Source organism: Micromonospora sp. WMMD980, from assembly GCF_029626035.1.
Taxonomy (GTDB): Bacteria; Actinomycetota; Actinomycetes; order Mycobacteriales; family Micromonosporaceae; genus Micromonospora.
In genome coordinates this window covers 386,406-409,250 of sequence record NZ_JARUBE010000003.1, presented here as the reverse complement: position 1 = coordinate 409,250, position 22,845 = coordinate 386,406, and the positions used below count along the sequence as shown (strand labels likewise).

Below are 22,845 nucleotides of genomic sequence, written 5' to 3'. Positions count from 1 at the left end.
ATCAAACCCGCCTCGGGTACGCGACGAGAGCGCGCCAGGAGGCGGACGCGAAGGCCAGGGTGGGGCCCGACGGGTCCTTGCCGTCGCGCACGCCGACGACCCCGGGCAGATCGTCCGCCACCTCGACGCACGAACCGCCGTTCGAGCCCGAGCGGGACGACATTCGCCAGCGGGCACCCGTCAGAAGGAAGGCGCCCCTCCAGGGGCCATCTCCATCCAAGATCGACGCAGGAGCGGGCGTGCACCCGCACGCATGCGCGGATGGGGTGGGTCAGCGGGGTGGGGTGGCCAGGGGATCGGTCAGGAGCGGGGAGAAGGCCAGGTCGGCGGCGCCGATCAGGGTGGCGTCGTAGCCCAGGGCCGAGACGGCCAGGCGTGCCTTGTCCCGCGACACGGGCAGCACGTTGGCGGCGATCCGGCGGCGGACCTGGGGCGCCGCCGCCGGGAACACCTCACGGAGCGTCCCGCCGAAGATCACCACGCCGGGGTTGAACAGGTTGATCAGGTTTGCCACCCCGATGCCCAGCCAGTCCCCGATGCGCCCGAGTGCCGCGCGGGCGGCGGCATCGCCCTCACCGGCGGCGGCGACCACGGCCCGGACTTCCTCACGTCCCTTGTGGTCGGCCGGGCGGCCGGCCTCGTCGAGCAGCGCCCGCTCGCCGACCTCGGCCTGCAGGCAGCCGCGCGACCCGCAGCCGCAGGGCCGCCCCGGGTCGGGGTTGACCAGCATGTGGCCCACCTCGGAGCCGTACCCGCCGTCGCCGTCGAGCAGGTCGCCACCGACGATGATCCCGCCGCCGACACCGACGTCGCCGTGCAGGTAGATCAGGTTCTGCGCGCCGACCCCGGCACCGCGTTGGTGCTCCGCCACCGCGCCCAGATGGGCCTCGTTGCCGACCAGGACCGGAAGGCCCAGATCCAACCGGCGGGCCAGTTCCGCGCCGAACGCCTGGTCAACCCAGCCCATGTCGGGCCCGAACCGCACCATCCCGTCCCCGGGTCGGATCATCCCGCAGTAGGACGCCCCGACACCCACGCACACCGACCCGGGCGGCGCGTCCCGGTGCAGCTCCCGCCCGAACCGGGCCAGCTGGAAACCTATGGAGCAGGCAGATGACCGTTGAAGCAGGCCAGGTCTTCCGGGATGCCTGGATCGCCGGGGTCCGGGCCCACCATCCCGGCGAGCCCAAGCCCGGCTACGTCTCGCCCTGGGAGGCGACGCCTGATTGGGAGCGAGCCAGCGCCGCCGCCGTGTACGAGCAGGTTGTCGCCTTTCTGGCAGCCACGGACGGCGCTGCGCGGATGCTGAACCGGGAGCAGAAGGGGCGCTTCGTCGCGCTGTGCTGGATCGGTCAGATCCACAAGCACTTCCCGAATCCCAAACCGTCGTACGTCGCTGACTGGGCCGACCTGCCACGCTGGCAGCAGGAGACCGACGCCGACATCTTCGAGAGCATCGCGGAACGAAGCGCACCCATCTAGCCCGGAGGACGGATTCAGCTCACCCCGGTGACGGCCTTGACCAGGTTGATGCCGAAGTAGAACACGAAGGCCACCGCGACCGCCCAGAGCAGCGGGTGGATCTGACGGGCCCTGCCCTGCGCCACCCGGATCGCCGCCCAGCTCACGAAGCCGGCGCCGATGCCGTTGGTGATCGAGTAGGTGAACGGCATCAGCGTCATGGTCAGGAACGCCGGCACGGCCACCCCGAGGTCGGTGAAGTCGATGTCCTTCACCTGGCGGATCATCAGCGCGCCGACCACCACCAGCGCCGGGCCGGCGGCCTCGCTGGGCACCAGCGACACCAGCGGGGTGAGCAGCAGCGCGCCGAGGAAGAGCACGCCGGTGACCACGCTGGTCAGGCCGGTCCGGCCGCCGTCGGCGATGCCCGAGGACGACTCGACGTACGTGGTGGCGGACGAGGCGCTGCCCGCGCCGCCGGCGACCGCGGCGACACCGTCGACGAAGAGCACCTTGCCGAGGCGGGGCATGTCGGTGCCGTCCTCGGTGGCCAGGTTCGCCTGCCTGGCCAGGCCGACGGTGGTGCCCATGACGTCGAAGAAGTCGGCGAGCACCAGCGTGAACACCAGCAGCAGCGCGGTCATCAGGCCGACGTGGGCGAACGCGCCGAACGACACGTTGCCGACCAGGTGCAGGTCGGGTGTCTGGATCAGCGGGTCGGGCAGCGTCGGCACGTTGAGCCGCCACCCCTGCGGGTTGGGCTTGCCGTCGACGAACGCCGGGCCCGGCTTGGCGAGCACGTTCACGATCACCGCGACCACGGTGGTGACCACGATGCCGATCAGCACGCCGGCCTTGACCTTGCGGGCCACCAGGATGCCGGTGACCAGCAGGCCGACCAGGAACACCACGGTGGTCCAGCCGCGCAGCGTGCCGTCGCCGCCGAGCTGCACCGGGACGGTGGTGCCGGCCGCGTCCGGCACCCGCCGGACCAGACCGCCGTCGACGAAGCCGATCATGGCGATGAAGAGGCCGATGCCGGCCGCGATGGCGGCCTTCAGCTCGGCCGGGATGGCCCGGAAGACGGCCTTGCGGAAGCCGGTCAGCACCAGCACGGTGATGATCAGACCCTCGATGACCACCAGACCCATGGCCTCGGCCCAGGTCATCTGCGCGGCCACCGCGTACGCGACGAACGCGTTCAGCCCGAGGCCGGTGGCGACCGCGAACGGCACCCGACCGACGACGCCCATCATGATCGTCATGACGGCGGCGACCAGGGCGGTGACGCCGGCGACCGGCGCGATGCCGAGCAGGTTGCCGTCGGCGTCCGGCGCGGTGCCGATGATCAGGGGGTTCAGCACCACGATGTAGGCCATCGTGGCGAACGTGGCGAGCCCGGCGAGCACCTCGCGTCGCACTGTCGAGCCGCGCCGGGTGATCTCGAAGTAGCTGTCGAGGCGGCCGCGTGGGGCGGGTTCCGCCGGCTCCACCGGGGCGGCGGGATCCTGCGTGGACACGCTCATGACGTGGCGTACTCCGTTCCGGGTTGGCCCGCCGGTCGCGCCGGACGGGCGGTGGGGGTGCAGCCGTCCCGTTGCGGTTGGCCCGGAGAACGTCGGAACGGCTGGGCTCCACGGACACCGTGAAGCACTACGAAGCCGCGTCCCGGTGGCCGGGAGACGACTTCGCGGGGCCCACCCTAACCAGCCGGTGACCCGAGCTGAGCAGGCGCTGTGTGCCAGGCATGTGCAGGATCACTCCCGGTCGCGGGGCCGGGCGCGCAGGTGCGCCCGCTCGCCCTGGCTGCCGAACAGGCTGAGGAACTCCACCCCCTGGTCGTCGGCGCGCCCGAACCAGTGCGGCACCCGGGTGTCGAACTCGGCCGCCTCTCCCGGGGCGAGCACCAGATCGTGCTCGCCGAGCACCAGGCGCAACCGCCCGTTGAGCACGTAGACCCACTCGTACCCCTCGTGGGTCTTCGGGTCGGGCTCGGCCCGGCCGCCGGCCGGAATGATCAGCTTGTAGGCCTGGATGCCGCCGGGACGGCGGGTGAGCGGCAGCATGGTCATCCCGAACGCGGCGACCGGCCGCAGGTGGATGCGGGGGTCGCCGGTGGGCGGCGCGCCGACCAACTCGTCCAGGGTGACGCCGTGCGCCTTGGCCAGCGGGAGCAGCAGTTCGAGGGTGGGCCGCCGGCCGCCCGACTCCAGCCGGGACAGTGTGCTCACCGAGATCCCGGTGGCGGCGGCGAGGTCGGCGAGCGTGGTCTCCCGCTCGCGGCGCAGCGCACGCAGGCGCGGGCCGACCGCGTCGAGGGCCCGGTCGAGGTCGTCGTCCATGCCACCAGTTTGCCACAACGGCAACTATGTTTGCGGTTCTGCCAAGGGTCGTCGCAGGCTGGTCGCGGAGGTGGTCACGATGACCGAGCCACGGACGGACGGCTACGAGGTGGTGGTGATCGGCGGCGGCGCGGCCGGCCTGAGCGGGGCGCTCATGCTGGCCCGGTCGCGCCGGTCGGTGCTGGTGATCGACGGGGGAGCGCCGCGCAACGCGCCGGCCGAGGGGGTGCACGCGCTGCTCGCCCTCGACGGCGTGCCGCCGGCCGAGCTGCTGGCCCGGGGACGCGACGAGGTCCGCCGGTACGGCGGCCACCTGCTCGCCGCCGAGGTCGAGGCGGTCAGCCGCGACGGGACCGGGTTCGATGTGACACTGACCGACGGCCGCCGGGTCCGGACCGGCCAGGTGCTGGTGGCGACCGGCCTGGTGGACGAGCTGCCGGACGTGGCCGGGCTGCGGGAACGCTGGGGCCGGGACGTGGTGCACTGCCCCTACTGCCACGGGTGGGAGGTGCGGGACCGGGCGATCGGGGTCGTCGGCAGCGGCCCGCTGTCGGTGCACCAGGCGCTGCTGTTCCGGCAGTGGAGCGACGACGTGGTCTATCTCCGCCACACCGCGCCGCCGCTCACCGACGAGCAGGCGGAGCAGCTCGCCGCGCGCGGCGTGCCGGTGGTCGAGGGCGAGGTCGCGGCCGTCGAGGTCGTCGGCGACCGGCTGACCGGGGTACGCCTGCGCGACGGCCGGACGATCGCCCGCGAGGTGCTGACCGTCGCGCCCCGGATGGTGGCGCGGACCGGGTTCCTGGCGGCGCTGGGCCTGCGCGCGGCGCCGCACGAGAGCGGGACCGGCGAGTACGTGCCGGCCGACCCGGCGGGGCGTACCGACGTTCCCGGGGTGTGGGTGGCGGGCAACGTGACCGACCTGTCGGCGCAGGTCGGCGCCGCCGGGGCGGCGGGTGCCCGGACCGCTGCGATGATCAACGCGGATCTGCTGGCCGAGGAGACCCGCCGGGCGGTCGGGGCACACCGCGAGGCGGCCGCCCGCGCGAAACGGCCCTAACCTGACAATTCTTCCCCTAGGTTGGAATGCGCAGGAGCAGCCGAGCGCGGGGGGCGACGTGGACAGCTATCCGGCGATCGAGGATCACGGGCTCATCGGCGATCTGCAGACCGCCGCGCTGGTGACCTGTGACGGGACGATCGACTGGTTCTGCGCGCCGCGCTTCGACTCCCCGAGCATCTTCGCCGCGCTGCTGGACAAGGACAAGGGCGGCTACTTCCGCATCGCGCCGCACGACGTCAGCTATGTGACCAAGCAGCTCTACCTGCCCGGCACGCCGATCCTGATCACCCGGTTCATCAGCGCCGACGGGGTCGCCGAGGTGATGGACTTCATGCCCGTCACCGGCGAGCGGGCCACCGACGCGCACCGCCTGGTCCGCATGGTCAACATGGTCCGGGGCAGCATGCGCTTCCGGGTGGAGTGCCGGCCCCGGTTCGACTACGCGCGGCAGAAGCACGAGCTGGAACGGCACCGCCACGGCTACGTCTTCCGCAGCCGGTCGTCGGCGCTCACCTTCCATCCGGTGGACCCGGTGCGACGGCTCATCTCGGAGACCGGAGACATCCACCTCGACAACGGCGACCTGGTCGCGTACGGCACGTTGAACGAGGGCGACACCGGCGGGGTGGTCCTGGAGACCGGCGGCAGCGAGCCGCGGATCATCCCGCCGGAAGAGGTCCAGGGGATGTTCGAGTGGACCCGGGACTACTGGCGGCGCTGGGTCGAGCGCTCCCGCTACACCGGCCGCTGGCGGGAGATGGTCGAACGGTCGGCGATCACACTGAAGCTGATGACGTACGCGCCGACCGGCGCGATGATCGCCGCGCCCACCGCCGCGCTGCCCGAGCTGGTCGGCGGCACCCGCAACTGGGACTACCGCTACACCTGGGTACGCGACACGTCGTTCTCCGTGCACGCGCTGCTCGGCCTCGGCTTCACCGAGGAGGTCAGCAGCTACATGGACTGGCTGGACGAGCGGATCCGCGAGGCCGGCGACCACCAGGACCCGTTGAAGATCATGTATCGGGTGGACGGCTCCTCCGACCTGCACGAGGAGGTACTGGAACACCTGGAGGGCTACCGCGGCTCGAGCCCGGTGCGGATCGGCAACGGTGCCGCCGACCAACTCCAGCTCGACATCCACGGCGAGGCGCTCTACGCCATGCACCTCGCCGACGAGCAGGGCATCCGGGTGTCGCACCAGGTGTGGAAGAGCACCGTCCGGCTGGTCGACTGGCTCTGCCACAACTGGGACCAACGCGACGCCGGCATCTGGGAGAGCCGCCACCACCCCCGCAACTACACGTTCGGCCGGGTGATGTCCTGGGTGGCGCTGGACCGGGCGATCCGGCTGGCCACCCGCACCGGCCGCCCCGGTGACATGTCCTGCTGGGTGGAGCAGCGCAACCGGATCTACAACCAGGTCATGGCCCGCGGCTACCACCGGGAACGCGGCAGCTTCGTGCAGGCGTACGACGAGAACGTGCTGGACGCCGCGCTTCTCGCCATGCCGGCGGTCGGTTTCGTGACACCGAGCGACCCGCTGTGGAAGTCCACGCTGGCCGCGATCGAGCGGGACCTCGTCTCGGACAGCCTGGTCCACCGCTACGACCCGGTGCACTCCCCCGACGGCCTCCCCGGCCACGAGGGCACGTTCAACATGTGCACGTTCTGGTACGTCGAGGCGCTGGCCCGCACCGGCCGCCTGGACGACGCCCGGCTCACCTTCGAGAAGATGTTCACCTTCAGCAACCACCTCGGCCTGTACGCCGAGGAGATCGCCGCGACCGGTGAGCAGATCGGCAACTACCCGCAGGCGTTCAGCCACCTGTCGCTGATCAACTCGGCGTTGGCGCTGAACGACCTGCTCGACGTCGAGGCCGAGGCCCGCCGCCGCCAGTAGCGCCGGCTCGACCCCGCACCGTGCCAGCCCCTCGGTCATCCCGAGCATTGTGCGCCCCGGGTGTGTCGATCGGCGCCGATGCGGGCACAAACGCTCACATGGCGGAGGAACGGGGGCCCGGCGCGGAGTCGGTGGTGTTGTTCGCGTCGCGGTGGTGGCCGGCGGTGCTCGTACCGCTCGGGCTGGTCGCCCTGACGATCGTGATCGGCTTTCGCCTGCATACCGCCTCCCTCGTCGTGTACACCGGGATGACCGCCGCCACCGCCATCGCGGCGTGGCGGCACCGCGACGGCGCGCTGCTCGCCGACGACACCGGGCTGCTGGTCCGGCACCGGGGCGCGGTCACCCGCAGCTACCGGTGGTCGGAGATCCACCAGGCCGGGATCGCCCGTCCCGGCTTCGGCCGGCTCGCGCTCGCGGTGTACCCGAACGGCGGCCGGTGGGACGTGCCCGGACCGAACAACGCGGTCATGGTCGGGCAGGTCTGGCTCTGGCGGCAGCCGGAGCCGGCGAGCCGGGAGCTGGTCGAGGCGGTGCTGCGCGACCACGGTGTCCGGATCGTCGATCCGCTCCCCTGACCGACTGCGCAATACCGTTGCCGACCCGACCTGCTCGGTGACAGGCTCCTCCGCGCGCACGGCGTCTCGCAGGTCGTGGCGCCGGTGGATCTGGCCGACGGTGGGGCCGCGCACCAGTTCGGCGGCCATCACCTGCTGCTCCACCCGTACCGCGAGGGCGGCAGCCTCTGGGGTCGGGGACTGACCGACCGCCAGTGGGTCGAGTACGGCGACGCGCTGCTCCGGCTGGCGGAGACGGTCGACGAGTTGGCCTCCCGCGTCCCGCAAGCCCCGCACGTCATCTGCCACGCCGACATCCACCCCGGCAACCTGATCGCCGACGGCGACGGACCGCTGCACGTGGTGGACTGGGACGCGCCGATCCTCCGAGGGGAAGTGGAGGCTGTTCGACCCGTCCTGATCGGGCCGACAGCGATGCTGGTGTGAAGGGTGGGCGCGGCAGGTTTCGAACCTGCGACCCCTCGCTTGTAAGGCGAGTGCTCTCCCACTGAGCTACGCGCCCGGAACGCCCGAACGGCGGGCCGGAGCGGCAAGCTTACCTGCCGCCACCGGCCCGGTCGAACGACCTGTCCAGGGGTTGATCAGGCGGCGACGGCCTCGGCCAACGCCTTGCGCCAGCCCTGCTGGTCGCGTGCCTCGCCGGGCATGTTCATCTCGGCGAAGCGGACCACGCCGGCCCGGTCGATGACGAAGGTGCCCCGGTTGGCGATGCCCGCGACGTCGTTGAAGACGCCGTACGCCTGGGCCACCGCGCCGTGCGGCCAGAAGTCGGCGAGCAGCGGAAACTGGTAGCCCTCCCGGTCGGCCCAGATCTTGTGGGCGTAGACCGAGTCGACGCTGACGGTCAGCACCTGGACGTCGTCGTTGACGTATTCGTTGAGGTTGTCCCGCACCTCGCACAGCTCACCCTGGCAGATGCCGGTGAACGCGAGCGGGTAGAAGACCAGCAGCACGGTCTTGCGGCCGCGGAGGTCGGAGAGCCGGACCTCCTGGTTGTTCTGGTCCTTGAGCAGGAAGTCCGGCGCCTCGGCGCCCACCTCGATCGGCATCCGTGCGCTCCTACTTCTTGCTCTTGGAACCGCGCCGCAGCACGAGGCGGGCGCCGCTCCAGTCGCGGCCGGCGTTGATGGTGGAGGTCTGCTGGAGCCCGGCGGTCTGCGCACTCTCCGCGACCTCGCTCGGCTCGACGTGGCCTTCCCGGCCGGCCTTCGGCGTCAGGAGCCAGACCACGCCGTTGTCCGCCAGCGGCCCGAGGGCGTCGACGAGGAGTTCGAAGAGGTCACCGTCGCCGTCGCGGTGCCAGACCAGGACCGCGTCGACCACCTCGTCGGTGTCCTCGTCGACAAGTTCTCCACAGCGGTCGGTCAGGGCGTCCCGGAGATCGGTGTCGACGTCGTCGTCGTAGCCCATCTCCATGACGACCATGCCCGGCTCGATCCCGAACCGGTCCGCCAGGCTGCGTACCCCGTCGGCGGCCTGACCAGCGGTCGCGCTCACTGTCGCGTGCCTCCTCATCTCATCCCTGCTCCGGCGTCGTGCGACACCGTGGTGCCCAGTCCACACAGTTACGGCTCGCTGCGCAAGTGGCGCACCGGGTGGAACGGAATTTACCGTGCCAGCAGCGCACGGGCACCCTGGGTAATGGCTTCCTCGGACACCAGAACCTGGTGGGCGGCCGGACCTAATGGTACAAAAGAGTCGAGAGCGGCCACCCGGCGCGCCGCCCCGACGTAGCCGGTGTCGACGAGCGCGGCCAGCACCCCCTCGCCCACCCCGCCGGAGCGCCGCGTCTCGTCCACCACCAGCACCCGGCCGGTCGCCGAGGCCTCCCGGATCAGGTCGGCCACCGGCAGCGGGGCCAGCCAGCGCAGGTCCACCACGCGGCAGCCGACGCCCTCGTCGGCGAGCGCCGCCGCCGCCCGCAGCGACATCCGCACCCCGTTACCGAAGGTGATGATGGTGAGGTCCTCGGCCGATCCGATCCCGTACACCCGGGCCCGGCCGATCGGCACGTGCCGGTCCGCCCAGGTGCCCGGTTCGGCGTACTCGGCCAGCCACTCGCCGTCGCCGTCGGCGTAGAGGTCGCGGGAGTGGTAGAGCGCGATCGGCTCCAGGAAGACCGACACCGTGCCGTCGACCCGGGCCGCCGCCAGACAGGTGCGCAGCATCGGCGCCGCGTCGTCCGGCCGGGCCGGCACCGCGATCACCAGACCCGGCACGTCGCGCAGCACCGCCACCGAGTTGTCGTTGTGGAAGTGCCCGCCGAAGCCCTCCTGGTAGGCCAGGCCGGCCACCCGCACCACCATCGGGTTGCGGAACGCGCCCCGGGAGAAGAACCGCATGGTGGCCGCCTCGCCCCGGAGCTGGTCCTCGGCATTGTGCAGGTAGGCCAGGTACTGGATCTCCGGCACCGGCAGCATGCCGGCCAGCCCGGCGCCGAGCCCGAGACCGAGGATCGAGGTCTCGTCGAGCAACGTGTCGAACACCCGGACCGCCCCGAACCTGTCGCGCAGGCCCTTGGTCACCCCGTACACCCCGCCCTTGGCGGCCACGTCCTCGCCGAACACGGCCATCCGCGGGTGGTCGAGCATGCCGTCGGCGAGCGCCGCGTTGATGCTCTGCGCCAGCGTCAGCGGCCCGGTCAGCTCCGGCGGCTTGCCGCCGAACGCCTCCGCGCGGGCCCCGGCCCCGGGGCCCGCCGCGTGCGCCGCGGACTCGGCGACCGCCCGGGACACCCGCACCGGCCGGCGCGGCGCCAACTCCGCCACCACCTCTACCGGGGATGCCAGCTTCGGCTCGTCCAGCACCTCCTCGGCGAGCCGGCGCAGCTGCCAGCCCCGTTCGTCGTGCCGGGCGAGCAGCTCGTCCCCGGCGGCGTACCCGGCCTCGACCAGCCGGCGCGCGGTGACCAGCAGCGGGTCCCGCGCCTCGTCAGCGGCGATCTCCGCCCGGCTCCGGTACGCGGTCTCCGCGTCCGCCCCGGCGTGCCCCATCAGCCGGACCGTGCTCAGGTGCAGCACGGCGGGCCGGCGGTGCCGGCGTACCCAGGCCGCCGCCTCCGCCGTTACCCGGTGGGTCTGCACCACGTCGGTGCCGTCGGCCGCGAAGTAGCGGATGCCGGGCCGGGACCGCAGCGCGGTGGCCACCCACCCCTCGGGTGAGCGCACGCTGATGCCGAGCCCGTTGTCCTCGCAGACGAACAGGACCGGGATCCGCAGGCCGGTGTGGTCGTACCAGCCGGCGGTGTTGAGCGCGGCGGTGGCCGTGGCGTGGTTGACCGAGGCGTCGCCGAACGAGCAGACCACCACGGCGTCCGGCGGCCAGGCCGCCGTCTCCGCGTCGCCGTCGGCGGGCGGGCCGCCCCGGCGCAACCGCTCCAGGGCCAACCCCAGCCCGACCGCCCGGGGCAGGTGCGAGGCGATGGTGGAGGTGGTCGGCACGACCGCGAGGTCGGCCCGGCCGAAGACCTTGTGCCGGCCGCCGGCGATCGGTTCCTCGGCGGAGGCGACCATGCCGCGCAGCACGTCGCGCGCCGCCGACGCGTAGGCGTCGTCGAGCGACGGCGACGGCAGATCGGGTACGCCGACGGTCGCGTCACCGTCCGCGTCCACGGTCACGAGCGCCCCCGCCGGCAGCCGCTCCGCCCCGCTGGGCACCTCGCTTAACGGCCCACCCCCGTCGACGCCCCCGCGCCCACCGTCACCCGACCGCCCACCGTCACCCGACCGGTCCGCGCCGCCGCGCCGGTCCGCGTCGCCCGGAACGAGCGACTCCCCGTCGACGAGCGCAAGATCGGTCGCCGGATCGAGATCTTGGTACGGAACGGCCCCCATGGGGGCACTTTCGTACCAAGATCTTGACGCGTCCCGGCTCTCGGAACGCTCATCCCGAGAAGCGGAAGAGACGGCGTCATCCGGGCCGGCGGGTCCGTTGTCAGCGGCGTCCGGCGGGCCCGGCGCCTCGGACCGGGGCGGGGCCGGTGAGTCGGCCGGTGGGGCGGCGGAGGTCGGAGCCGGTGGGGCGGTCGGGAAGGCACCGGCCGCCTGAGCGGCGCGCAGGCAGTAGAACGCCCCGGACCGGTAGTGCAGCAGCGCCGGGTCGGTCGGGCGCAGCGCGGCGGCCACCGCCGCGTTGCCCTCGTGACCGGCCGAGCCGATCGTGTAGTACCCCTCGCCGAAGCCTCGCAGCCAGCGCCCGGCCAGGTCGAGCAACCGGCTGGTGAGCTGCGCGTCGAACAGGGCCAACAGCTGAGCCCCGGTCAGCACCCCACCGTCGGGCAGCGGGTCGCCGAGGTCGCGCCGCCGCTCGGGCGCGCCGAGCGCGGCCAGGTCGGCGCGGAGCCGGTCGTCGAGATCGTGCGGGGTGGTCACGTCGGACAGCATTACCGACTCGGGCCCGCCTCGCCCAGTCGGACACGTTCCGCCCGGCGTGGCTCAGGTCTCCCCGCACGCCTCGGGGCACCCTCCGTCGGAGACCTTCCAGACCAGCTCGTGCAGCGTGGCCAGCTCGGCCGCGCTCAGCCCGTCGAGCAGTCGGGAGTCCGACATCGCCCGGCGGAGCCGGTCGCGCACCTGCCTGCCGCGCGGGGTGACCACGAGCGTCTTCTGCCGCCGGTCGGTCGGGTCGGTGTGCCGCTCCACCAGGCCGGCCTGCTCCAACCTGTCGGCCAAGCCGGTCACGTTGGACCGGTCGCAGCCGAGCTGCTCGGCGAGATCGCGGGCCGGCAACGGGTGGTCGGGGTCCAGCTCGTGCAGCGCCCGGCCGGCCGCCGGGGTGAGCCCCAGCGCGGCTATCGCCTCGTCCTGCTGGTGCCGCAGCGCGGCGGCGACATGCAGCATGCGGCGCACGACGTCCCCGGCCAGGGCGGCCCGGTCGCCGCTCGCCGTGGTGGATGTCGCCATGACGCCATTGTACGTGACCGATCAACAATTGACCTGCTCCACTACGTGCCGAGCGCCGGCCAGGTTATCCAAGCCGCGTAGCTCCCGAGCCGGGGAAACTGAAGGCCCCCGGCACGGTCGCCAGGGGCCTTCAGGTGGTTGTGGTCAGCCGAGCGGGCCGATCTCCTTCGCCAGATTGACGAAGCCCGCCCATGCTGCGGGCGGGAAGACAAGCGTCCCACCGTCGCGGTCCTTGGTGTCTCGGACGAAAACGCGGCCGGGAAGATTGTCGGCCACCTCCACGCACGCCCCGCCGTTGGAACTGCTGCGTGTGCTCTTGCGCCACTGAGCGCAGGTCAGATCATCCATGATCGTGCTTCCAATAGCTCGACGGTTTGGTCTCGCGGCAGCGCGACCGACCTCACGGTATCCCAAACCGCCCACAACGGAGCAACGTCATTAGTGATGCGCCCGGCCGCCTGGTCATCGAGGTAACCGACGTCGTCCCCCTCGGGCGTGCTGGCGATGATGAACGGTCCCGCCTGGCCGGGGTGCAGCCCGGCGCGCAGGGGTAAAACGTGGATCATCACGTTCGGCCGCTGAGCGAGGGCGGCGAGGTGGTCGAACTGCGGGCCGAGGACACCGGGTGCCCCTCGGCGTAGCGCCCCCTCGTCGATGACGAAGACGACCAGCGGCGGGCGCGGGCGGTCCAGCACGGCCGATTGCCGACGTAGCCGAGTCTCGACGAAGTCCTCAGCGTCCGCTGCAAGGGGTCCGCTGGCGAGAACGGCGCGGGCGTAGTCGGCAGTCTGGAGAAGCCCGGGGATGACTGCACTCTCGAACCACCGCAGCCCCAGCGCCTCGCGCTCGATTTCAGCCCATGGACGAAACCACTTCGGGTCACGCCGCCGCGCCGCGTCCGGCCAAAGTTCCTCGGCGTCCCGGCGGAGTAGTTCAGCGACATTCGCACGATGCCGAGTTTGGGGAATGCGGTCCTGCGTAACCCAACGAGCGACCGTTTTCGGGTCCACACCTATCTGAGCTGCAACGCTTTCCGCTGTGTGCCCGGCTTCTGACATAGCCCGCTGGGGACAGCTCGATTCATCCTTTCACCCCCTCCGATCGTCCCTGATGTCTGGATTACATACTGCTACGCGGTGTTACTGCCCCGCAACCCTCGGCAAGGTGCTCGGTAGACGGCGCGGCCGGCAGGGACCACCCGAGACCCGGCGGCCGTGTCAGTCAGGGGACCGCCTCGTCCGACAGGCGCCAGCGCGGGGCGGTCCCCCTCCCAGTCCCGATGAGAGGAACGCGCCGTGCCCGAGAGAAGCTCGACCCCCGAGCCGACGCCGGCCCCGCCGCCGGTCCGACCGAACCGTGTTCCGTCGTCGCGCTGGCTGTCGTCGCCGGCAACGACGACCCTCTTGCCGCGACCGGGTGGCCGCCGGTGACCGAGCCGCGTCGCCGCCGGCCGGAGGTGCCCGCGCTGCGCGCCGGCGACGTCCTGCACCTGACCCGGGAGGCGTCGCCGCAGTTCGCCCGCCCGATCAGGGTCCGGCTGATCCGGGTGCTGGACTGGACGACGTACGACGGTTGGTGGTGGGTCGACGTCTACCAGCTCGGCCCGGACGGCAACGCGACCGCCCGCCGGTGCCTGTTCCTGCGGCGGAGCGGGGTGCGCGTGCTGACCCCACCGCCGCCGGTGTCGCAGCGCCGCCCGCGCGTCGGCGCTCTCGGGTGATGGCCCGCCGCCCCGGCCCCGCCGACCACGTCCCCTCGCGGCCCACCTGGCGCTGCCGCGCCTGCGGGTGGTCTGGCCGTGCTCGACGGCGAAACTGACCCTCCTCGCGCGCTACCGCGAGTGCAAGGCCGAGCTGAAAGAGTTCCTGGTCAACCTGCGGGAGACCGCCGCCGACGACCTGGCCGAGCTGGACGGCGGCCACCGACCGGCGCACCTCGACGACCGCTTCACCGCCTGGGCCGCGCCTCGCGGCTGACCCTCCCCGAGCGGCCCCGGCCCGGCGCGCGCTTCTCCTTCCCGAGAAGCCCAGTCGCGAATTCCAGGCCGGTGCGGGGCGTGCGCTGTTCGGCGGGAAGTGCCACCTGGACGTCTCGGTGTCACCTGCCGGCCATCGCCGCTCGCGAGGCTGCCGGGAGCCGACGAACCGGCATCCGGGGAGGAAACCGTGGCACTGTCCCGACGTACCATCCTGCTCAGCGGCGCGGCGCTCGGCGCCGCCGGCGCGGTCGGCGGCCTGCCGCTCGCGGCCGCCGCGTCGCCCGGCCCACTGCGACGCGACCCGTTCACGCTCGGCGTGGCCTCCGGCGACCCGGACCACGACGGCGTCGTGCTCTGGACCCGGCTCGCCCCGGAGCCGCTGGCTGAGGACGGCCTGGGCGGCGCGCCGGCGCGTGTGGTGCCGGTGTCCTGGGAGGTGGCCGCCGACGAACGCTTCCGGCACGTGGTGCGGCGCGGCGTGCACCTGGCCCGACCGGAGTCGGCGCACAGCGTGCACGTCGAGCTGGGCGGCCTGCTCCCCGGGCGGGAGTACTTCTACCGGTTCCGGGCCGAGCGCTGGCTCTCCCCGGTCGGCCGCACCCGCACCGCGCCGGCGCCCCGGCTGACGCCCGCCGCGCTGGCCATGGGCTTCGTCTCCTGCTCCCAGTACGAGCACGGGTACTTCACCGCCTACCGGCGGCTGGCCGAGACCGAGCCGGAACTGATCCTGCACCTCGGCGACTACCAGTACGAGTACGCCAAGGACACCTACACCGTGCCCGGCGGCAACCCGCGCGACCACGAGGGGCCGGAGACCCGCACGCTGGCCAACTACCGGCAGCGGCACGCGCAGTACAAGACCGACGCCGACCTGCAGGCGGCGCACGCCGTCGCGCCGTGGGTGGTGGTCTTCGACGACCACGAGGTGGAGAACAACTGGGCCGACGAGGTGCCGGAGGCGCCCGACCCGGACTTCCCCGCCCGGCGGGCGGCGGCGTTCCAGGCGTACTACGAGAACATGCCGCTGCGTCGCACCTCGATCCCGCGCGGCATCGACATGCAGCTCTACCGCCGGGTGCGCTGGGGCCGGTTGGCCACGTTCCACATGCTCGACACTCGGCAGTACCGCGACGACCAGGCATGCGGCGACGGCTACAAGGACTGCGCCGCCGCGTCCGACCCGGCCCGGTCCATCACCGGCGCCGAGCAGGAGGCGTGGCTGCTGGACGGCTTCCGCCGCTCCGAGGCCCGCTGGGACCTCCTCGGCCAGCAGGTCTTCTTCGCCCAGCGGGACAACAACGCCGGCCCGCTCACGGTCACCAGCATGGACGCCTGGGACGGGTACGTCGCCTCCCGGGACCGGATCACCCGGGGCTGGGTGAACGCCGGGGTGCGCAACCCGGTCGTGCTCACCGGCGACGTGCACGCGCACTGGGCCAGCGACCTGAAGCTCGACTACGCGGACCCGACCTCGCGCACGGTCGGCAGCGAGCTGGTCTGCTCCTCGATCACCTCGACCGGGGACGGCGCCGACTCGCCGACCGGCTCGCACCCGTGGCTGGCGTTCAACCCGCACCTGCGCTTCCAGAACAACCTGCGCGGGTACGTCCGCACCACGATCACGCCCAAGGACCTGACCGCGGACTTCGACGTGCTGCCGTACGTGACCCGGCCGGACGCGCCGGCGTACACCCGGGCCCGGTTCGTGATCGAGGATCGGGTACCCGGGCTGAACCTGACGTACGACCGGCCGCCGGCCGCGGCGCGTACCGCCGCTCCCGGCGTCGACCAGGGCCGGCAGACGGTGGAGACGGAGACCGTCCGGCCGTGACACGCGGCCGGGCCGGGGGCGGGACCCCCGGCCCGGCCGGCTTCAGCCGGCCAGGAACGAGAAGCGGACCTGGCGCTCCGGGTTGTCGCCGTTCGGGTCGACCAGGCAGATCGACTGCCAGGTGCCGAGCTGGAGCCGCCCGTCGAGCACCGGCAGCGTGGCGTACGGCGGCACGAACGCCGGCAGCACGTGGTCGCGGCCGTGCCCGGGCGAGCCGTGCCGGTGCCGCCACCTGTCGTCGGTGGGGAGCAGGTCGTCGAGCGCCCGGAGCAGGTCGTCGTCCGAGCCGGCGCCGGTCTCGATGATCGCCAGGCCGGCGGTGGCGTGCGGGACGAACACGTGCAGCAGCCCGTCGCCGGCCCCGGCGACGAACCGCTCGGCCTCGGCCGTGATGTCCCGGACGGTGGGCCGGGAACCGGTCCGGACGCTGATCACCTCACTGCGCATACGGCGCATTCTGCCGCAGCCCGGCGCTTGCCGCCCGACGGCCGGCGAGCGCGGCGGTCGCACAAAGTTACCGGCGGGTACCTGTGTTCAGCGTCGCGTCTGGGGGAGGCAGACGTGACGACGAGCGTCACCAGGGGGCAGGATGGCGCTAGAGACCTATCCCACACAGAACCGAGGGAAAGCCTGTGGCTACGGAACGCAAGCGCCCGGTGATCACCGCTGGTCTGCCGAGCCAGCTTCCGGACATCGACCCTGAAGAGACCAGCGAATGGGTCGAGTCGCTCGACGGTGTCATCGACGAGCGCGGAACCAAGCGCGCCCGGTACGTCATGCTTCGCCTGCTGGAGCGGGCCCGTGAGCGCCAGGTCGGGGTGCCCTCCCTGACCACCACCGACTACATCAACACCATTCCGCCGGAGCGGGAGCCGTGGTTCCCCGGTGACGAGCACATCGAGCGGCGGCTGCGGGCGTACATCCGCTGGAACGCCGCCATGCTGGTGCACCGGGCGCAGCGCCCGGAGATCGGCGTGGGCGGCCACATCTCCACGTTCGCCAGCTCCGCGTCGCTCTACGAGGTGGGCTTCAACCACTTCTTCCGGGGCAAGGAGCACCCGGGCGGCGGCGACCAGATCTACTACCAGGGGCACGCCTCCCCCGGCATGTACGCGCGGGCCTTCCTGGAGGGCCGGCTGAGCGCCGACCAGCTCGACGGGTTCCGGCAGGAGCTGTCGCACCGCGCCGGCTCGCTGCCCTCCTACCCGCACCCGCGGTTGATGCCCGACTTCTGGGAGTTCCCCACCGTCTCCATGGGTCTCGGCCCGTTGAACGCCATCTACCAGGCGCGGTTCAACCGCTACCTGCACCACCGGGGCATCAAGGACACCTCCCAGCAGCACGTCTGGGCGTTCCTCGGCGACGGCGAGATGGACGAGGTCGAGTCGCTCGGCGCGATCGGCGTGGCCGCGCGCGAGGAGCTGGACAACCTCACCTTCGTGATCAACTGCAACCTCCAGCGGCTGGACGGGCCGGTCCGCGGCAACGGCAAGGTCATGCAGGAGCTGGAGGCGTTCTTCCGGGGCGCCGGCTGGAACGTCATCAAGGTGGTCTGGGGCCGCGAGTGGGACCCGCTGCTCGCCGCGGACACCGACGGCGCGCTGGTCAACCTGATGAACACCACGCCCGACGGTGACTACCAGACCTACAAGGCGGAGTCCGGGGCGTACGTCCGGGAGCACTTCTTCGGCCGCGACCCGCGCACCCGCAGGATGGTCGAGCACCTGAGCGACGACGAGATCTGGAACCTCAAGCGGGGCGGCCACGACTACCGCAAGCTCTACGCGGCCTACAAGGCGGCGATGGAGCACACCGGTCAGCCGACCGTCATCCTCGCCAAGACCATCAAGGGCTGGACGCTCGGCTCGCACTTCGAGGGCCGCAACGCCACGCACCAGATGAAGAAGCTGACGCTGGACGACCTGAAGCTGTTCCGCGACCGGCTCTACCTCGACATCCCCGACAAGCAGCTGGAGGAGAACCCCTACCTCCCGCCGTACTACACCCCGGACGAGAAGTCGGACGAGATGGAGTACCTGCGCGAGCGGCGTCGCCAGCTCGGCGGTTTCCTCCCGTCGCGCACCACCGCGCCCAAGCGGCTGACCATCCCGGGCAGCGAGCGGTTCGCCGACGTCAAGCGCGGGTCGGGCAAGCAGAAGGTGGCCACCACGATGGCCTTCGTCCGCCTGCTCAAGGACGTGATGAAGGACAAGGAGTTCGGCAAGCGCTGGGTGCCGATCATCCCGGACGAGGCCCGCACCTTCGGCATGGACTCGCTCTTCCCGACCCAGAAGATCTACTCGCCGCACGGCCAGCGGTACACCTCGGTCGACCGGGAGCTGTTCCTGTCCTACAAGGAGTCGACGACCGGGCAGATCCTGCACGAGGGGATCAACGAGGCCGGCTCGGTCGCCTCGTTCACCGCCGCCGGCACGTCGTACGCCACGCACGGCGAGCCGATGATCCCGATGTACATCTTCTACTCGATGTTCGGGTTCCAGCGCACCGGCGACGGGTTCTGGGCGGCCGCCGACCAGATGGCGCGCGGCTTCGTGCTCGGCGCCACCGCCGGCCGCACCACGCTCAACGGCGAGGGCCTCCAGCACGAGGACGGTCACTCGCTGCTGCTCGCCGCCACCAACCCGGCGGTGGTCGCGTACGACGCGGCGTTCGCGTTCGAGCTGGCGCACATCCTGGAGAACGGCCTGCACCGGATGTACGGCGAGGCGCAGGAGAACGTCTTCTACTACCTCACCGTCTACAACGAGCCGATCTTCCAGCCGGCCGAGCCGGAGGGCGTGGACGCCGAGGGCATCCTCAAGGGCATCTACCGCTACTCCCCGGCCCCGCAGGTCGAGGGCGACGCGCCGAAGGCGAACATCCTCGCCTCCGGCACCGGCATGCAGTGGGCGCTCAAGGCGCAGCAGCTGCTCGCCGAGGACTGGGGCGTGGCCGCCGACGTGTGGTCGGTGACGTCCTGGACCGAGCTGCGCCGCGACGCGGTGGAGTGCGAGGAGCACAACCTGCTCAACCCGGGCGAGGAGCAGCGGGTGCCGTACGTCCAGCGGAAGCTGGCCGACGCCGAGGGGCCGAAGGTCGCGGTCAGCGACTGGATGCGCGCGGTGCCGGACCTGATCGCCCGCTGGGTGCCCGGCGACTACACCTCGCTCGGCACCGACGGTTTCGGCATGTCGGACACCCGCCACGCGTTGCGCCGCCACTTCCACGTGGACGCCGAGTCGGTCGCCGTCGCCACGCTGCGCCAGCTCGCCCTGCGCGGCACCGTGCCGGCCCAGGTGCCGGCGGACGCCGCCCGCAAGTACGCGCTGGACGACGTGAATGCGGCCCCGGTAGGCGAGACCGGCGGCGACAGCTAGGTGCAAGCAGGGGCCCCTTCTTAACGCCTCCGGTAGAGGAGGGGCCCCTGCTCACACCTCACCAGCGACGACGATGGTCCGGCATCCCTGGGTGGGACGCCGGACCATCACCATCGCGGGCGACGCCGGGACGGGCTCGGTCAGCCGACGGCGGCCAGGTCGGTCAGCCGGGCCAGCGAGTCCTCCAGGTCGGCGCCGACCCGGCGCAGGCCGAGCCGCAGCATGGCGGCCTTGACCGGCCCGGCGGGCCACCGCACCACGATCAGCCGGACGACGGTGCCGCCGGCCTCCTCGTCGGCGGTGAGCTGGACGTAGATCTCGGTGCGCGCCTCGGCCCGGGCGCCGGCGCCCTTGGCCCGTTCGCGCCAGCCGATCAGGGTCGGTTCCTGATAGGCGATCACCTCGGCCTCGTGGGCGGCGCCGCGCCCGGCCTGCACCAACTGCCGCCGGCCGAACCCCTCCCCGGAGAGGACCTCGGCCGCGCGGACACCCGCCAGCCAGGCCGGCAGCTGCTCGGCCCGCTGCACGACGTCCCAGACCACTTCTACCGGCGCCACCACGTGTGCGCTACGTTCCACGAGGATCATGAGTGTCTTTCCCCCACTTAAATCACATCCGCGATATTTGGCACTCTATGTGTAAATCGGACTGAAGCGGACGAGATTAGAGAAGACACGCCGAAAGCCCTTGTGCCGCCCGCCTTCCCGGCCTATGGCGCGCCGGCGACCCGCGCCCTAGAGTCGCGAACACGCTTCACGTCTTGGGAGGGCGAATTGACGACCGTGCCGATGCCCGACTTCCCCGCCGACTTCCGATGGGGGGTGTCCACCTCCGCGTACCAGATTGAGGGAGCGACAGACGTCGACGGTCGGGGTCCGTCCATCTGGGACACGTTCGCCCGCGAGCCGGGCCGGATCGTCGACGGCAGCACCGGCGACGAGGCGTGCGACCACCACCACCGGTACGCCGAGGACACCGCGCTGCTGGCCGGGCTGGGCGTGTCCGCGTACCGGTTCTCGATCGCCTGGCCGCGCGTGCAGCCCACCGGCGCCGGCCCGGCCAACGCCGCCGGGCTGGACTTCTACGACCGGTTGGTGGACGGCCTGCTCGACGCCGGCGTCGACCCGGTCGCCACGCTCTTCCACTGGGACCTGCCGCAGCCGCTGGAGGACGCCGGCGGCTGGCTCAACCGGGACACCGCCGCCCGCTTCGCCGAGTACGCCGACCTGACCGCGGCCCGCCTCGGCGACCGGGTGAAGCTCTGGATCACGCTCAACGAGCCGTTCATCCACATGACCCTCGGCTACGGCCTCGGCACCCATGCGCCCGGCCGGATGCTGCTCTTCGACTCGTTCCCGGTGGCGCACCACCAGCTCCTCGGGCACGGCCTCGCGGTCGCCGCGCTGCGCGCGCGCAGCACCAGCGAGGTGGCGATCGCCAACAACTACTCGCCGGTGCGGCAGGTCGGCGACACCGACGCGGACCGGGCCGCCGCGCGGGCGTACGACGCGCTGCACAATCGGCTCTTCACCGACCCGCTGCTCGGCCGGGGCTACCCCGACGCGCCCGGCTACGACCCGACCGTGGTCCGCGACGGCGACCTCGACGTCGTCGCCGCGCCGATCGACGTGCTCGGGGTGAACTACTACAACCCGACCGGCATCCGGGCGCCCGAGGAGGGCTCGCCGCTGCCGTTCGAGATGGTGCCGCTGGACGGCTACCCGCGCACCGCGTTCGACTGGCCGGTGGCCCCGGACGGGCTGCGCGAGCTGCTCGGCCAGCTCCACGACCGCTACGGCGACGCGCTGCCGCCGATCCAGGTCACCGAGAGCGGGTGCGCCTACGACGACGCGCCGGACGCCGACGGCCGGGTGCACGACCCGGAGCGGATCGCCTACCTGGACGGGCACGTGCGCGCGGTGCACGACGCGATCGGCGCGGGCGTGCCGGTGACCGGGTACTTCGTCTGGTCGCTGTTGGACAACTGGGAGTGGGCGGAGGGGTTCACCAAGCGGTTCGGCCTGGTGCACGTCGACTACCCGACCCAGCGGCGTACCCCGAAGTCCTCGTACGCCTGGTTCCGGGACCTGATCCGGCGATGACCACGGTGAACCCGACGCCGGCCTCGCTGCCGGCGGCGCTCGCCGAGCCGACCGTGCCGGTGCGGCGGGGCTGGATCGCGCTGATCTTCGCGGCCAACCTGGGCGTCTGGATGGCCTTCTTCACCCCGATCCAGGTGCTGCTGCCGCAGCAGATCGAACGCATCGCGCCCGGCGACAAGGAGGCCATGCTGGCGGTGGTGACCGGCCTCGGCGCGCTCGCCGCGGTGCTGGCCAACCCGCTGGCCGGCGCGCTGTCGGACCGTACCTCGCTGCGGTTGGCCAACCGGCACTTCGGCCGCCGGCACGTCTGGACCGCGACCGGCGCGGTGGTCGGCGCGGTCGCCTTGGTGCTGCTCGCCCGGCAGGACACCGTCGCCGGCGTGGCGGTGGCCTGGGTGGCCGCCCAGGTCTGCTTCAACGCGATGCTGGCCAGCCTCACCGCGGCGATCCCGGACCGGGTGCCGGTGGCCCAGCGCGGCGGCGTCTCCGGCTGGGTGGGCATCCCGCAGGCGCTCGGCCTGGTGCTCGGTGCGGTGCTGGTCACCGCCGTGGTCACCGGCAACGCCGCCGGGTACGCGGCGATCGCGCTCGCCGTGCTGCTGCTGTCGCTGCCGTTCGCGCTGCTCACCCAGGACGACCCGCTGCCCCGGGAGCACAAATCGCCGCTGCGGGCGCGCGCGCTGCTCGCCTCGATGTGGATCAGCCCGCGCCGGCACCCCGACTTCGCCTGGGCCTGGTTCACCCGGTTCCTGGTGCAGCTCGGCAACGCGCTCGGCACGCTCTACCTGCTCTACTTCCTCACCGACGGGGTCCGGGTGGCCGACCCCGAGGGCTCGCTGCTGGTGCTGATCCTGCTCTACACGCTGGGCATGATGCTCACCGCGGTGGTCGCCGGGCGGATCTCCGACCGCTCCGGCCGGCGCAAGGTGTTCGTGATCGTGTCCGGGCTGATCATGGCGGTGGCGGCGACGCTGCTCGCGGTCGCGCCGGTCTGGCCGATGGCGATCGTCGCCGCGCTGCTGCTCGGCGCCGGTTACGGCGTCTACCTGGCGGTGGACGCCGCGTTGATCACCCAGGTGCTGCCCGCCGCCACCGACCGGGCCAAGGACCTCGGCGTGATCAACATCGCCAACTCCGCGCCCCAGGTGCTCGGGCCGGCGCTCTCCGCCCCGATCGTGGTCCACCTGGGCGGTTATCCGACGCTCTACGCGGCGACCGCGGTGGTCACCCTGGTCGGCAGCGCCCTGGTCGTCAAGATCAAGGCGGTGCCCTGACCGGCCCCCTGCCAGAAAGCGGTCGCGGTCCGCCGTAG

At 72.2% G+C, this 22,845-nt stretch carries 22 protein-coding genes, 1 tRNA gene and 2 pseudogenes; 11 read left to right on the top strand and 14 right to left on the bottom strand.

Annotated features, from left to right (window positions below; all coding sequences use genetic code 11):
- Position 1: 1 nt before the first annotated feature.
- Together O7618_RS02435 and O7618_RS02430 are read right to left on the bottom strand one after the other, a co-directional pair.
- Complete coding sequence (locus O7618_RS02435) at positions 2–163, bottom strand: DUF397 domain-containing protein (protein WP_278104311.1); 162 nt, start codon at positions 161–163, stop codon at positions 2–4.
- 108 nt (positions 164–271) lie between these two features.
- Entirely contained in the window at positions 272–1,036 is a 765-nt protein-coding gene (locus O7618_RS02430; RefSeq protein WP_278104310.1) for an ROK family protein, read from the bottom strand.
- Between the two features lie 77 nt (positions 1,037–1,113).
- On the opposite strand from O7618_RS02430, the gene O7618_RS02425 reads away from it, so the two are divergent.
- On the top strand, positions 1,114–1,482 hold the full coding sequence (locus tag O7618_RS02425; RefSeq protein ID WP_278104309.1) for a hypothetical protein: 369 nt from the start codon (positions 1,114–1,116) through the stop codon (positions 1,480–1,482).
- A gap of 14 nt (positions 1,483–1,496) precedes the next feature.
- Here the strand turns inward: O7618_RS02425 and O7618_RS02420 are convergent, their stop codons facing one another.
- Positions 1,497–2,987, bottom strand: a complete 1,491-nt coding sequence (locus O7618_RS02420) for an NCS2 family permease (protein ID WP_278104308.1) — start codon at positions 2,985–2,987, stop codon at positions 1,497–1,499.
- 231 nt (positions 2,988–3,218) lie between these two features.
- Complete coding sequence (locus O7618_RS02415; protein ID WP_278104307.1) at positions 3,219–3,803, bottom strand: XRE family transcriptional regulator; 585 nt, start codon at positions 3,801–3,803, stop codon at positions 3,219–3,221.
- A 79-nt stretch (positions 3,804–3,882) separates the two neighbouring features.
- On the opposite strand from O7618_RS02415, the gene O7618_RS02410 reads away from it, so the two are divergent.
- The 4 genes from O7618_RS02410 to O7618_RS02395 all read left to right on the top strand — a co-directional run bounded on the left by O7618_RS02410 (position 3,883) and on the right by O7618_RS02395 (position 7,770).
- The gene (locus O7618_RS02410; RefSeq protein WP_278104306.1) at positions 3,883–4,860 is read left to right on the top strand and encodes an NAD(P)/FAD-dependent oxidoreductase; all 978 of its coding nucleotides are present in this window, start codon (positions 3,883–3,885) and stop codon (positions 4,858–4,860) included.
- 58 nt (positions 4,861–4,918) lie between these two features.
- On the top strand, positions 4,919–6,766 hold the full coding sequence (locus tag O7618_RS02405) for a glycoside hydrolase family 15 protein (protein ID WP_278104305.1): 1,848 nt from the start codon (positions 4,919–4,921) through the stop codon (positions 6,764–6,766).
- A 98-nt stretch (positions 6,767–6,864) separates the two neighbouring features.
- Positions 6,865–7,344, top strand: coding sequence for a hypothetical protein (locus O7618_RS02400; protein WP_278104304.1), 480 nt, complete (start codon positions 6,865–6,867; stop codon positions 7,342–7,344).
- A 75-nt stretch (positions 7,345–7,419) separates the two neighbouring features.
- Positions 7,420–7,770: a phosphotransferase gene (locus O7618_RS02395; protein WP_278104303.1), complete on the top strand. Its 351-nt coding sequence runs from the start codon at positions 7,420–7,422 to the stop codon at positions 7,768–7,770.
- A gap of 4 nt (positions 7,771–7,774) precedes the next feature.
- Here O7618_RS02395 and O7618_RS02390 read toward each other — a convergent pair.
- The 8 genes and pseudogenes from O7618_RS02390 to O7618_RS02360 form a co-directional block, all read right to left on the bottom strand.
- Positions 7,775–7,846, bottom strand: a tRNA-Val gene (locus O7618_RS02390).
- Between the two features lie 79 nt (positions 7,847–7,925).
- Entirely contained in the window at positions 7,926–8,393 is a 468-nt protein-coding gene (locus tag O7618_RS02385; RefSeq protein WP_278104302.1) for a peroxiredoxin, read from the bottom strand.
- 10 nt (positions 8,394–8,403) lie between these two features.
- Complete coding sequence (locus O7618_RS02380) at positions 8,404–8,841, bottom strand: DUF3052 domain-containing protein (RefSeq protein ID WP_278104301.1); 438 nt, start codon at positions 8,839–8,841, stop codon at positions 8,404–8,406.
- Positions 8,842–8,951: 110 nt separating this feature from the next.
- A pseudogene (locus O7618_RS02375) lies at positions 8,952–10,994 on the bottom strand (thiamine pyrophosphate-dependent enzyme); the annotation flags it as partial.
- A 393-nt stretch (positions 10,995–11,387) separates the two neighbouring features.
- A pseudogene (locus tag O7618_RS32160) lies at positions 11,388–11,726 on the bottom strand (transketolase); the annotation flags it as partial.
- A 51-nt stretch (positions 11,727–11,777) separates the two neighbouring features.
- Positions 11,778–12,245, bottom strand: coding sequence for a MarR family transcriptional regulator (locus O7618_RS02370; protein ID WP_278104299.1), 468 nt, complete (start codon positions 12,243–12,245; stop codon positions 11,778–11,780).
- Between the two features lie 144 nt (positions 12,246–12,389).
- Positions 12,390–12,593: a DUF397 domain-containing protein gene (locus O7618_RS02365; protein WP_278104298.1), complete on the bottom strand. Its 204-nt coding sequence runs from the start codon at positions 12,591–12,593 to the stop codon at positions 12,390–12,392.
- Positions 12,581–13,303 carry a Scr1 family TA system antitoxin-like transcriptional regulator gene (locus O7618_RS02360; protein ID WP_278104297.1) on the bottom strand — a complete coding sequence of 241 codons (723 nt, stop codon included), beginning with the start codon at positions 13,301–13,303 and terminating at the stop codon, positions 12,581–12,583. The genes O7618_RS02365 and O7618_RS02360 overlap by 13 nt, the downstream gene beginning before the upstream one ends.
- Before the next feature lie 368 nt (positions 13,304–13,671).
- Between O7618_RS02360 and O7618_RS02355 the strand changes: the two genes are divergently transcribed.
- From O7618_RS02355 to O7618_RS02345, 3 genes are all read left to right on the top strand, one after another.
- The gene (locus O7618_RS02355; protein ID WP_278104296.1) at positions 13,672–13,965 is read left to right on the top strand and encodes a hypothetical protein; all 294 of its coding nucleotides are present in this window, start codon (positions 13,672–13,674) and stop codon (positions 13,963–13,965) included.
- 67 nt (positions 13,966–14,032) lie between these two features.
- Positions 14,033–14,221: a flavin reductase gene (locus O7618_RS02350; protein WP_278104295.1), complete on the top strand. Its 189-nt coding sequence runs from the start codon at positions 14,033–14,035 to the stop codon at positions 14,219–14,221.
- A 189-nt stretch (positions 14,222–14,410) separates the two neighbouring features.
- Positions 14,411–16,054, top strand: a complete 1,644-nt coding sequence (locus O7618_RS02345) for an alkaline phosphatase D family protein (RefSeq protein ID WP_278104294.1) — start codon at positions 14,411–14,413, stop codon at positions 16,052–16,054.
- Positions 16,055–16,096: 42 nt separating this feature from the next.
- On the opposite strand, the gene O7618_RS02340 is transcribed toward O7618_RS02345, so the two are convergent.
- Positions 16,097–16,501, bottom strand: a complete 405-nt coding sequence (locus tag O7618_RS02340) for a secondary thiamine-phosphate synthase enzyme YjbQ (protein WP_278104293.1) — start codon at positions 16,499–16,501, stop codon at positions 16,097–16,099.
- Positions 16,502–16,686: 185 nt separating this feature from the next.
- Between O7618_RS02340 and aceE the strand changes: the two genes are divergently transcribed.
- Positions 16,687–19,431, top strand: a complete 2,745-nt coding sequence (aceE, locus tag O7618_RS02335; RefSeq protein WP_347405355.1) for a pyruvate dehydrogenase (acetyl-transferring), homodimeric type — start codon at positions 16,687–16,689, stop codon at positions 19,429–19,431.
- A gap of 140 nt (positions 19,432–19,571) precedes the next feature.
- On the opposite strand, the gene O7618_RS02330 is transcribed toward aceE, so the two are convergent.
- Positions 19,572–20,018 (bottom strand): SRPBCC family protein, encoded by a 447-nt coding sequence (locus O7618_RS02330; protein WP_091058936.1) that lies wholly within the window; start codon positions 20,016–20,018, stop codon positions 19,572–19,574.
- A 201-nt stretch (positions 20,019–20,219) separates the two neighbouring features.
- Here O7618_RS02330 and O7618_RS02325 point away from each other — a divergent pair, with 201 nt between their 5' ends.
- Positions 20,220–21,533, top strand: coding sequence for a GH1 family beta-glucosidase (locus tag O7618_RS02325; RefSeq protein ID WP_278109879.1), 1,314 nt, complete (start codon positions 20,220–20,222; stop codon positions 21,531–21,533).
- A complete protein-coding gene (locus O7618_RS02320) occupies positions 21,530–22,807 on the top strand; it encodes an MFS transporter (RefSeq protein WP_278104292.1) in 1,278 nt (425 codons plus the stop codon). Before O7618_RS02325 ends, O7618_RS02320 begins: the two co-directional genes overlap by 4 nt.
- The last annotated feature ends 38 nt before the right edge of the window (positions 22,808–22,845 follow it).